The 11009-nt window shown below is 62.2% G+C and carries 11 protein-coding genes; 6 read left to right on the top strand and 5 right to left on the bottom strand.

Annotated features, from left to right (window positions below; all coding sequences use genetic code 11):
• The 3 genes from DDD64_RS08880 to def form a co-directional block, all read right to left on the bottom strand.
• Positions 1-205, bottom strand: a 205-nt coding sequence (locus DDD64_RS08880; protein ID WP_206435356.1) for an IS1/IS1595 family N-terminal zinc-binding domain-containing protein, incomplete at its 3' end; no start/stop codon positions are given.
• Between the two features lie 193 nt (positions 206-398).
• Positions 399-1298, bottom strand: a complete 900-nt coding sequence (locus tag DDD64_RS00645; protein WP_126134560.1) for a ChbG/HpnK family deacetylase — start codon at positions 1296-1298, stop codon at positions 399-401.
• Between the two features lie 86 nt (positions 1299-1384).
• Complete coding sequence (gene def, locus DDD64_RS00640) at positions 1385-1942, bottom strand: peptide deformylase (RefSeq protein ID WP_126134559.1); 558 nt, start codon at positions 1940-1942, stop codon at positions 1385-1387.
• Positions 1943-2126: 184 nt separating this feature from the next.
• Between def and DDD64_RS00635 the strand changes: the two genes are divergently transcribed.
• Positions 2127-3371, top strand: coding sequence for a glycosyltransferase (locus DDD64_RS00635; RefSeq protein WP_126134558.1), 1245 nt, complete (start codon positions 2127-2129; stop codon positions 3369-3371).
• Here the strand turns inward: DDD64_RS00635 and DDD64_RS00630 are convergent.
• Entirely contained in the window at positions 3361-4122 is a 762-nt protein-coding gene (locus DDD64_RS00630) for an IclR family transcriptional regulator (RefSeq protein WP_051278627.1), read from the bottom strand. The genes DDD64_RS00635 and DDD64_RS00630 overlap by 11 nt on opposite strands.
• Before the next feature lie 294 nt (positions 4123-4416).
• Between DDD64_RS00630 and leuC the strand changes: the two genes are divergently transcribed.
• From leuC to murA, 3 genes are all read left to right on the top strand, one after another.
• On the top strand, positions 4417-5910 hold the full coding sequence (gene leuC / locus DDD64_RS00625; protein ID WP_126134557.1) for a 3-isopropylmalate dehydratase large subunit: 1494 nt from the start codon (positions 4417-4419) through the stop codon (positions 5908-5910).
• A gap of 20 nt (positions 5911-5930) precedes the next feature.
• Positions 5931-6581: a 3-isopropylmalate dehydratase small subunit gene (gene leuD / locus DDD64_RS00620; protein ID WP_126134556.1), complete on the top strand. Its 651-nt coding sequence runs from the start codon at positions 5931-5933 to the stop codon at positions 6579-6581.
• 110 nt (positions 6582-6691) lie between these two features.
• Entirely contained in the window at positions 6692-8017 is a 1326-nt protein-coding gene (murA, locus tag DDD64_RS00615) for a UDP-N-acetylglucosamine 1-carboxyvinyltransferase (protein WP_126134555.1), read from the top strand.
• Positions 8018-8034: 17 nt separating this feature from the next.
• Here the strand turns inward: murA and DDD64_RS00610 are convergent, their stop codons facing one another.
• Entirely contained in the window at positions 8035-8676 is a 642-nt protein-coding gene (locus DDD64_RS00610; protein WP_126134554.1) for an AMIN-like domain-containing (lipo)protein, read from the bottom strand.
• Positions 8677-8772: 96 nt separating this feature from the next.
• Between DDD64_RS00610 and DDD64_RS00605 the strand changes: the two genes are divergently transcribed.
• Positions 8773-9855, top strand: a complete 1083-nt coding sequence (locus tag DDD64_RS00605) for a D-alanine--D-alanine ligase family protein (RefSeq protein WP_126134553.1) — start codon at positions 8773-8775, stop codon at positions 9853-9855.
• A complete protein-coding gene (thiL, locus tag DDD64_RS00600) occupies positions 9856-10977 on the top strand; it encodes a thiamine-phosphate kinase (RefSeq protein ID WP_126134552.1) in 1122 nt (373 codons plus the stop codon).
• The last annotated feature ends 32 nt before the right edge of the window (positions 10978-11009 follow it).

The following is an 11009-nucleotide window of genomic DNA, read 5'->3' as shown; positions in this document are numbered from 1 at the left end:
TGAGGCGTCGGGGTGTGGTTGTGGTGAGGTAGGTGAGGAATTCAGCGAATTCTTTAGCGTGTTTTTGTCGGTCGTCTAGCGCGGTGAAACTGTAGTGGCATTCCTTGCAATACCAACGCTGACGGCCTTGTTTCGTGAAGCCTTTCTTCTTTGAAGGGTTTGAGCAGATAGGGCAGTGTCGGGCGCGGGGATTGAGTTTCTTCACTCCCTGCACATTCCACCGCAGGTGTCAAGGAAGCAAGCTTATTGAGGTACTCGAGCTCAATAAGGCTGACTTTTCGTTGCTATGGCAGGGCAAACCCCGGATATGAGACCCACTTTTTGTCTATTAACCCAAAGCGCGGATATAAGACCCCCTTTGTCCTATAGCCCTTTCGGGCCGTAGGCGGCAAGGGGTATTATGCAGCGCACCGCACCCTTGCTACCGCCCGCAAGAATGACGGATCGCGCATGAGCCGGGTTTCCCATTCCCCGCGCCCGGCCCCACTATCCTCGCGGGCCGGAGTAAAGACCACCTGGATTGCCGGGCCGGCACATTCCTCCAACGCGCCAAGGTACGCGTGGCGCAAGTCCCCGTAACTATCCGCGGGGAACTCCGGTGGGAAGAAGACGACGTCGTCCGGAAGTAGCACCCCAAGAGCATCAGCACGTTCCACGCGCCGGGCGTGCGCAGCCGCGACTTCCGCATCGGTACCGGAGTTCGCGTGCCACCCGGAGCCCTCCCCGGCACTCGCAGCACGATCCGCCAGGTAACGCGAGGCGGCAAGGAGCGGATCGCCCCGACGCGCGTAACGCAGCGGCACCCCAACGCGCGCGCAAAACTCCAAGGCGCAATCAATAACCAGGCCGCGTCCGCGAAAATCGTAACCGTAACGCGGCCCCGCAATCCCCGCGGGGCGATACCCGCGATCCTCCATCCAGGAGAATTGCGCCGCTAATTCCGCGAGGATATCTTCGTGCACGAGTGGCGGGGGAGCGGTGCTTTTTTCGGCGGATAGGTAGCGGCCGGCGCGGTCCGTCAAACTTGAGGCATGTGCGGCGACGGCGCGCCACGGCGCCCCGGGCCCCTGTGAACTAATGGCGAAACTGAGCAAAATCCGCCCGGGGTCGATACCGACGGCCGCCAAAGCCCGCAGTGCATGATCCGCCGCGGGAGCGGCAACTAGGAGCGTGGCGCAGCTGGCATGCCCGCGTTCAAGCATCTCGATAATGAGGTTGTTCAGCGCACGATTGCGCCCCAGTCCATCGGCGCACACCGCGACGGTGCGGGCCGATGAGCTGGGCTGGGATGCAATCATGTCGCCAAAATATCCATTTCACGTTACCGAAATATGAACAAAAAATGAATGGGAGTCCGCGCGGTGGGTGCGCGGGATCGGAAGCGTTAGTATTCGAGGTTATCGCGCCCGGGTAGCCAGGTGTTCCCCTTCTTGCCCCAGCCGTGCTCACGCTTAGCACGTTTGGCGGCGGCTTCCTCGCGCCCCGTGAGCCGATCCACGTACAAATGCCCGGTGAGGTGGTCATATTCGTGCTGGAGAATACGAGCGAACCACCCGGTTGCCTCGATTTCGTAATGCTCGCCCTTTTCGTTTTGCGCCCGCAGCAAAGCGTGCGGAGAACGGGCCAGGGGATACTGTTCGCCCGGGAAGGACAGGCAACCTTCTTCGAAAGGCTCTTCATCCGGATTCACAGGTTCAATAAACAGCGTGGGATTAATCGCGACGCCGCGTTCGGGAGCCTCATCCTGATCGGCGTAGACCCACACGAAAATCTGCTTGCCAATACCGACCTGCGGCCCGGCCAGCCCCACTCCGGGAGCCGCCACGGTGGTCTCATACATATCTTCGACCAGCTGTGCCAGTTCCTCGTTAAACTCCGTAATGGGTTCGGCCGGCCGATGCAGAACAGGATCGCCGGTGATGTAAATAGGAAGAATAGCCATGCTTTAGTTTAAGGCCCGGGCGCGCCCAGGCAAAGAGCAGTCCGTTTCGCGTGCTTTTTCTGGCGGAGGTGGGCGCTAAGCTGACGCTAGGAAAAGGAACGACGGCGCACCTACCCGCCGCGGGTGGGATGCTCAATCAATGGAACTCCGCTGTGGGGCATCTTCCGAAAGAAAGTGAGGGCTTATGCGCATCGCGCTCGTCTCGGATTGCTTCCTCCCGCGTCTGGGCGGGATCGAAGCACAAACTCGCGATCTTGCCCTAGCCTTACAGGCCGCCGACCACCGGGTGCTGGTGATCACCGCCACCCCGCGTGATACCCCATCGGTTCCCGGGATCCCAGCAGATCGGGATATCGTGGCGGGTATTCCCGTCCAGCGCATTACTTCAGCGCTCTTCGGTAACCTCCCGGTATCCCCGGGGCACGGCGCCCAGCTGCGTGCTTCTATGCGCGGGGCGGATGTGGTGCATATTCAAGCGGGAGTGGTTTCGCCTTTTGCCTGGGCGGCTATGCGCATCGCCGCGTCGGACGGCATCCCCACTACCGTTACCTGGCACTGCGTATTGGATCCGGTGGAAAAGCTGCTTGCCCCGCTGCGCCGGGTTACGGCGCGCGGCGTCGTCCATAACGCGGTATCCACGTGGGTGGCCGGGCAGGTCCACCGGGCAGTAGGTGGTGAAGTGAAAGTTATTCCCAACGGTGTGGATCTGGGGGAATGGCGCACGGTTGCCGCCTACCGGCTCGCGCGTCCGGGCACTCCCGCGGCCTCGCATACGCTCGGGGCGGCTGGCACTGCCGGGGGAGCTGGCACTGCCGGGGCTGCGGGCCGGAAGAATCACCCCGGCTCACCAGTGGAGGTTGTGGCCGCCCGGCGTCTGGCGCCGCGCAAACGCAATGCTGCCCTCATTGACTGTGTGGCAGGTGCGCGCCAGCTGACCGGGCGGGATATCCACCTCACGATTTACGGGGATGGCCCGTTACGCTCCCAATTGGAACGGCGCGGGCGCTCCTACGGGAATCCGGGTCCCGGGGGAGGCTGGCTTCATCTTCCCGGTCGCACGGATCGGGCCGGCCTCATGGATGCCTACAGGCACGCGGATATTTATCTCACTAGCTCGCGCCGTGAGGCATTCGGCATTGCCACCCTGGAAGCGCGGGCAGCCGGGCTGCCCATTATTTCTCCGGCGGGCACCGGAGCTGATGATTTCCTCGAGGATGGGCGTTCAGCACTCCTGGCAGAAACAGATGCGGATATGATCGCGCAGCTGGCCCGCCTGGTAGAAGATACTGCGCTGCGCACCGGCATGGCCCACCACAATGCAAGCGTGGCGCCCGGATACGGCTGGGAGGAGGTGATTCCTCTGGTGCTGGCCGAATATGACCGGGCTATCCGGAACAGCGGCGGGCGGCGTTACGTGGCTACTCGTTAATACCTTCGGTTGTTTGAAGAACATCGGTGAGGCGCCCGGCTGCGGCCACCACCGCTGCGGAATGCACCCGCCCGGGCTGGCGGCCCATCCGCTCCAACGGTCCAGAAATTGATACGGCAGCAATAACCCGCCCGCTCGGCCCGCGCACCGGCGCGGAAATAGAAGCCACGCCGGCCTCGCGTTCGCCCACACTTTGCGCCCAGCCACGCCGACGCACCGCGGAAAGATTCGTGGCCGTAAATGAGGCACCCTGCAACCCACGATGTAATTGATCGGGTTCCTCCCAGGCGAGTAGCACCTGGGCTGCCGAGCCGGCTTTCATTGAGAGGGAAGCGCCCACCGGGATGGAATCGCGCAGGCCCATGGTGCGTTCGGCATTCGCCACGCAAATACGCTGGTCGCCCTGGCGCCGGTAGAGCTGAGAAGATTCCCCGGTATGGTCGCGCAGCGCGATGAGTACCGGATTCGCCGCGGCGATGAGCCGGTCTTCACCGGTGGCGGAGGAGAGCTCGCCCAGGCGTGGCCCCAAAGAAAAACGCCCTTCGTTATCGCGGGAAACGAAACGGTGATATTCCAGGGCGACGGCCAGGCGATGCGCCGTCGGCCGCGCTAAATGGGTGGCGGTCACCAATTGCGCTAGTGTTTGCGGGCCCGCCTCGAGAGCATCGAGCACGGCGGCAGCCTTATCGAGAACGCCCACACCACTTCCCTCCGGGGCGGGCGCAGGCTGAGCGTGAGGAGAATCAACCATACCGAAATTTTCTCATCTCAATAAGTGAGATGCAAATGTCCACACTGTGGTGCCGCGCGCAGTGCTGCGGCTTCGGGGTACGTGGCGAAAACCGCTGGGGATTGCTGAGGAGTTCCGTGGTTGCTACATAGCGCTAGTACAATGTCCGTATTGTGAGAATTTCGTCTTGCCATGTGGACGAAACTCGGTAGAGTGATCCGCGGACCACCGCAACCGATCACCGTTGGAAAAGTAAAAAGTAACCGCAAGAAGAACCCGGGAAAAGTTCCCGGGAGGGAAAGAGGAGGTGCAAGGATGGGGCGCACGCTCGCGGATAAAATCTGGGACGCCCATCTGGTACGGCGTGGCGCGGAAGGCACGCCCGACCTTCTTTACATCGACCTGCATCTCATCCACGAAGTGACCAGCCCGCAGGCCTTTGACGGGCTGCGTCTGGAAGGGCGGCCGGTGCGCTGCCCGGATCGTACCGTCGCCACGGAGGACCACAACGTTCCCACCATTGATATTGATCGTCCCATCGCGAATACCACCTCGCGTAAACAGGTAGAAGCGCTGCGCGCTAACGTCGCGGAGTTCGGCATCCCCATTTATTCGCTAGGGCACGCGGATCAGGGAATTGTGCACGCCGTTGGCCCCCAGCTGGGCCTGACCCAACCGGGTATGACGATTGTGTGCGGGGATTCCCACACCTCGACCCACGGCGCTTTCGGCTCCATCGGGATTGGTATCGGCACCTCGGAAGTTGAACACGTCCTCGCCACCCAAACCCTGCCTCTCCAGCGCTTCAAAAATATGTCGATTACCGTCAACGGCACTCTGCGCGAAGGGACAACCGCGAAAGATATCATCCTCGCCGTCATCGCCAAGATCGGAACCAACGGAGCAGCCGGGCACATTATTGAATATCGCGGGGAAGCAATCCGAGCTCTGTCCATGGAAGCGCGCATGACGATCTGCAATATGTCTATCGAGGCCGGGGCGCGCGCCGGGCTCGTTGCCCCGGATGCCACCACGGTGGAGTATGTGCGCGGGCGCCCGCACGCCCCGCGCGAGGATGCCTGGGATGCCGCGGTAGCCTACTGGTCCACGCTCTACACAGATCCGGATGCGCATTTCGATACCGAGGTGGTTCTGGAGGCCTCCGAAATTGAGCCCATTGTCACGTGGGGTACTAATCCCGGGCAGGGGGTGGCGCTGTCCGGCGTCGTTCCTCATCCGGAAACACTGCCGGAAGAAAAAGAGCGCCAAGCAGCGCGTGAAGCCCTCGACTATATGGATTTGCGGCCGGGCACGCCCATGCGCGATATTCACGTGGATACCGTCTTCATCGGTTCGTGCACGAACGGGCGCATTGAAGATCTGCGTTCGGTGGCCGCGGTGTGGCGCGGGCGCCACAAAGCCAAAGATGTGCGCGTCATGATCGTGCCGGCTTCGGCGCGGGTACGCCTCCAAGCCGAAGCCGAAGGACTGGATGAAATTTTCCGGGCTTTCGGTGCCGAATGGCGCAACGCGGGCTGTTCCATGTGCCTGGGCATGAACCCCGATCAACTCACGCCCGGCCAACGCTGCGCCTCGACGTCGAATCGTAATTTCCGCGGTCGGCAGGGCCCGGGCGGGCGCACCCACCTCGTTTCCCCGCTGGTGGCCGCCGCTACCGCGGTCACCGGCCATATTTCCCATCCCGCCGACCTCACGCCGGTGGCTGCTCTCGCCCCGGTTGCGGGCGCGGGTGCCGTATCGGCCGCGGTTCGTGCCGCACCGGCCGCGGTTCGCGCCGCCCGCTCGTAGAACGTAGGAAGAACACGCCCGTGGAGATTTTCACCCAGCACACCGGCATCGGCGTTCCCCTGCGCGAAAGCGCGGTCGATACCGATCAGATCCTGCCTGCCCGCTACCTCAAACGCATCACCAAAAGCGGGTACGAGGACGCGCTTTTTCACGAACGGCGCAAAGACCCCGCTTTTATCCTCAACCAGGCCCCGTACGCGGCCGGTTCGATTCTGGTGGCCGGGCGGGATTTCGGCACCGGTTCCTCGCGTGAACACGCCGTGTGGGCGCTGCGCGATTACGGTTTCCGCGCCGTTCTCAGCCCGAGGTTCGGTGATATTTTCCGCGGCAATATGGGAAAACAGGGCCTGGTTGCAGGGCAAATTAGCGACGACGCCGCCACCCGGCTATGGGAACTCTTAGAAGAAAAGCCGGGCCGGGAGCTGACCGTGGACCTAGAAGCTCGCGAAGTGCGCTGCGCGGATACCACCTTCCCCTTTGAGATTGATCCCTACACCCGCTGGCGCCTTATGGAAGGCTTGGATGATATTGCCCTGACCTTGCGTGATATCTCCCTCATTGAGGAATACGAAGCCCGCCAACCGGGTTTTACCCCGCGTACCCTGCCGCAGCGGCACCTTCCTGAAGTGCCGGTACAGTCGGCGCGCCTGGATCCAGATTCGCCGGTATAAGGCCACCTACGGGGTGGTGCACCCCACCCGGATATCCTCATAACTCCGGAAACCGGCCGCGGGCCGGTATGCTGGCTGGGTACCTGTGACACGCGAGAAAGGCGGAGAGTATGGTGTCCCAACTTGTGGTTCGCGGAGGAGTCCCCCTGAGCGGTGAGATTACTGTGCGCGGCGCAAAGAATTTTGTGTCGAAATCCATGGTTGCTTCCCTGCTCACCAAAGAAACGTCCGTGCTGCGCAATGTGCCGCAAATCCGTGACGTCACCGTGGTTTCGGAGCTGCTCGGCCTGCACGGTGTGGCGGTCAATTACCAGCCGGAAGCCGGAACCGTGGACATCACCCCCGGCGATATTCACCTGCCTCACGACCCGCACGAAGTGAATGCGCTGGCCGGTTCCTCACGTATCCCCATTCTTTTTGCGGGTCCGCTGCTGCACCGCCTGGGCGAAGCGTATATTCCGGACCTGGGCGGCTGCCATATCGGCTCGCGGCCCGTTGATTTCCACCTGCGTGTCCTGGAGGAATTCGGTGCGAAGCGCGTGCAGGAAGAAACCGGAATGCACCTGGTGGCGCCCAAGGGCTTGCGGGCCAAGCCGGTGCGCCTGCCCTATCCCTCGGTAGGGGCTACCGAACAGACTCTCCTCACTGCCGTGATGGCGGAGGGAGTGACGGAGCTGTCCAATGCCGCGGTGGAACCCGAGATTATGGATCTCATCGCGGTGCTCCAGAAAATGGGCGCGATTATTTCCGTGGATACTGATCGTGTTATCCGCGTGGAAGGCGTGGATGAACTAGTTGGCTATTCGCACACCTCGCTACCTGACCGCATCGAAGCGGGATCCTGGGCGGCGGCGGCGCTAGCCACCGGCGGGGATATTTTCGTACGCGGGGCCGAACAGCAGTCGATGACGTCCTTCCTCAACCTCTTCCGTAAAGTCGGCGGCAAATTCGATGTGCGTGACGAGGGCATCCGCTTCTGGCACCCGGGTGGCGCCCTGCAATCCGTATCTTTTGAAACAGATGTGCACCCCGGTTTCATGACCGACTGGCAGCAGCCGCTCGTCGTCGCCCTTACCCAGGCAGAAGGCATGTCCATCGTCCACGAAACCGTCTACGAAAACCGGTTCGGCTTCACCGAAGCACTGCGGGATATGGGCGCTAATATCCAGACCTATCGCGAATGCTTGGGCGGGCACGAATGCCGTTTCGGGCAGCGTAACTTCTACCACTCGGCTGTTATCCAGGGACTCACCCCGCTGCGGGCCACCGATATTGTGGTTCCCGATCTGCGCGGGGGATTCTCCCACCTCATTGCCGCACTTGCGGCCGAAGGAGAATCGCGGGTATCCGGGGTGGATATTATCGACCGCGGCTACGAAAAGTTCCTGGATAAACTCCAGGCCCTGGGAGCGGATGTTACGCCGCTGGACGCCTAGTTATTGGCAACGTCAATCTAGTTATTGGCAACGTCAATAACGACCCGTTTGGGGCTCTCCAGTACCTGAACCCGGTAGGGGCGATCCTTATCCAGCCCGATATGCACCTGGTGCATGCCTTCAAAAGCGTGTTCCACATGAACACCCTGGATCACTTTCGCACCCCCGAGGTTCGCAACGGAGAGATCCGCAGCCTGAGATGGATCTTCCGGGTAGGTGACCCCGGAAATGCTCAGGGTGAGGAAACGCTTGCCCGGAATATCCAGGGGGCGCCCGGAACCATCCTGAATGGCTTCATCTCCGAAGAAACTGAACCATTCCAGATCGGCGTCGCTGTCATATTCCACGACCACGCGATCCCAACCCTCATGGCCGGCCACCCGCACCGCGGTGGGCACCGCGGAATTCTCGGTCAGCTTGGGATAATTCGGTGATTGCGAGTCGCCTTCAATAAAGCCCTTGAGGGAGGCTTGCGCGTCCTTGGGTGTAAGGCTGGGGGACTGGCTGGCCGCCGGAGCCGAAGCTGAGGCGCTCGGGGTAGTGGGCGCGGTGGAAGTATCGCTTACCGGGGCGCCTTTCCCGGTCCCGGAGCAACCGGCCAGCGCGAGGGCGGCAGCGCCTGCGAGCAGGAGAAACGACTTCATTGTGTTCTGTGTCATATGTTTACTGTAGTAGGCCGCGCCCGGGTTTGTCACCTTGCCGCGCGCCCTGGCGTACTACCCTGGGTACAGCACTGAGTAGAAAGGTGTCCATTCGTGGCCACACATCACGTCGCCCTCATCTACGGGGGCGTGTCCGGAGAACACTCCGTCTCTTGCCTGACCGCGGCTTCTGTTTTGGGAGCCATCGACCCGGAGCGCTACACCGTCATCCCCATCGGAATCACCACCGAAGGAATCTGGGTTCCCATGAGCACAGAGGAGGTGGCAGCCGGTGCGGAGGTGAAGTATCGCGGGGAACGCGTGCTGGCAGATTTTGGACCCGGAGGCGGTTTCGTGGTGCGCGGAGAAGACGGCACCTCACGCAGCCTCGGGCCGATCGACGTCGCCTTCCCGCTCCTGCACGGTCCTTTCGGTGAGGACGGCACCATCCAGGGCACCTTCGAAATGATGGGTATTCCCTACGTGGGTTGCGGAGTTTTCGCCTCCGCCGCGGCCATGGATAAGCACTATATGAAACTGGTGCTGGAATCGGCCGGCCTTCCGGTTGCTCCCTATGTACTCGTGGAACCGCAGCGGTGGAACTGTGACCCGGCCGGTGTGCGCGCGGAAGTTGCCGAACGTTTACAGCTCCCTGTTTACGTCAAACCAGCGCGCGCGGGATCGTCACTGGGAATCACGCGGGTGGCTGAGCTTTCGCAGCTCGACGCCGCCATTGTCACCGCGCGCGCCGTCGACCCCAAAGTTATTGTGGAAACAGGAATCCCGGGCCGTGAAATCGAATGCGCCGTTCTCGGTGGGCGTGACGGAGCCGCACCCCGGGCCTCCGTGCTCGGGGAGATCGTGCTGGATGTGCAATGGTATGACTACGCCACGAAATACGTGGCAACCGAGGGGTTCCACATGGAGATTCCCGCGGCTCTCCCGGATGCGGACGCGGAGAAGATGCGGAGCCTGGCGCAGCGCGTTTTTGAAGTATTCGAATGCGAAGGCATGACCCGCGTGGACTTCTTCTACACCGCCACCGGGGCCATGTACGTCAATGAACACAACACAATCCCCGGATTCACGGCGGTGTCTATGTACCCGATCCTGTGGGAGAAAACCGGCCTGAGCTACCGCGAGCTTATTTCCGAACTTATTGACCTCGCCCTCGCGCGCGGGGTAGGGCTGCGCTAAATGGTGGGCAGCCACGAAACTCGGGGGCCGGGTGCCGGTGCGGATGGTACCGGGGGCCGTTTCGCCGGCGGCACTGCCGGGCGGGTCCCCGGACCGCTGGTACGTGACCTGAGCGAAGCGGAGCTCCTCGCCCGGATTGTTCCGCTACTCCCGCGCGGAGAAACAACAATCGTTCCTAGCGGGGATGATAGCGCCGTGCTCGGCCTGAGCGACGGTCGGGTCACGGTCTCCACCGATATGCTCGTGGAGGGTGTGCATTTTCGGCGGGATTGGTTCAACGGACGCGATGTGGGGTGGCGGGTCGCCGCCCAAAATATCGCTGACGCTGTTGCGATGGGGGCGCGGCCGCGTTCCCTCGTGGTCGCCATGGAGCTGCCGGGGGATGTTCCGGTGGCTTGGGTAGCGGATATCGCGCGCGGGCTTGCGGAATATTGCGGCCCGCTCGGGTGTGGGGTCGACGGCGGAGACCTCGTGAGCGGGAGCCACATCGCCATCAGCGCGACTATTCTGGGCGATCTAGAAGGACGCACCCCGCTGCGGCGCTCGGCGGCAGCACCAGGGCAGCCGCTTATCCACTGCGGGAACCTCGGGCGTGCAGCCGCCGGTTTTGAACTCCTCAACCGCGGCTTTGCACCGGATCGAGGAGCTTTCCCGGATGCCGCAACCCGTCTCATGCAGGATTTCCTGCGCCCGCGCCCGCCCGTCCCTGCGGTGCTCAGCGCGGTGCGCGCAGGATTGCGCGGAGCCATGATGGACGTTTCTGATGGTTTGATTCGTGACGCCCAGCGCATCGCCGCTGCCTCCGGGGTACATATCGATATTCATTCCGAAACGCTCAGCCGCCACGCTCAGGATCTTCTTGAGGTGGCCCGCCACCTGGGGCGTTCGGATCCGCTCGAGTGGGCTTATGACTGCGTTCTTAGCGGAGGAGAGGACCACGGTTTTCTCGCCACCATGGACGTGAGCCCGGAACGAGCCTGGGGGGCGCGCATCCCGCATCTCCCGGAAGGATTTAGCCTTATTGGAACAGTGGAAGCCGCGCATCCGGCCGGCCTGGTCACCGTGGACGGGCGAGCCTGGAACCGGGGGAACGGCTGGGATCATTTTCGCCGCTCGTCATAAACATTGAAATAGGGTGGAAACGTAATGAAATT

This window comes from Actinotignum sanguinis, from assembly GCF_003957255.1.
GTDB lineage: Bacteria > Actinomycetota > Actinomycetes > Actinomycetales > Actinomycetaceae > Actinotignum > Actinotignum sanguinis.
This window is presented reverse-complemented; position numbering and strand designations above follow the sequence as displayed.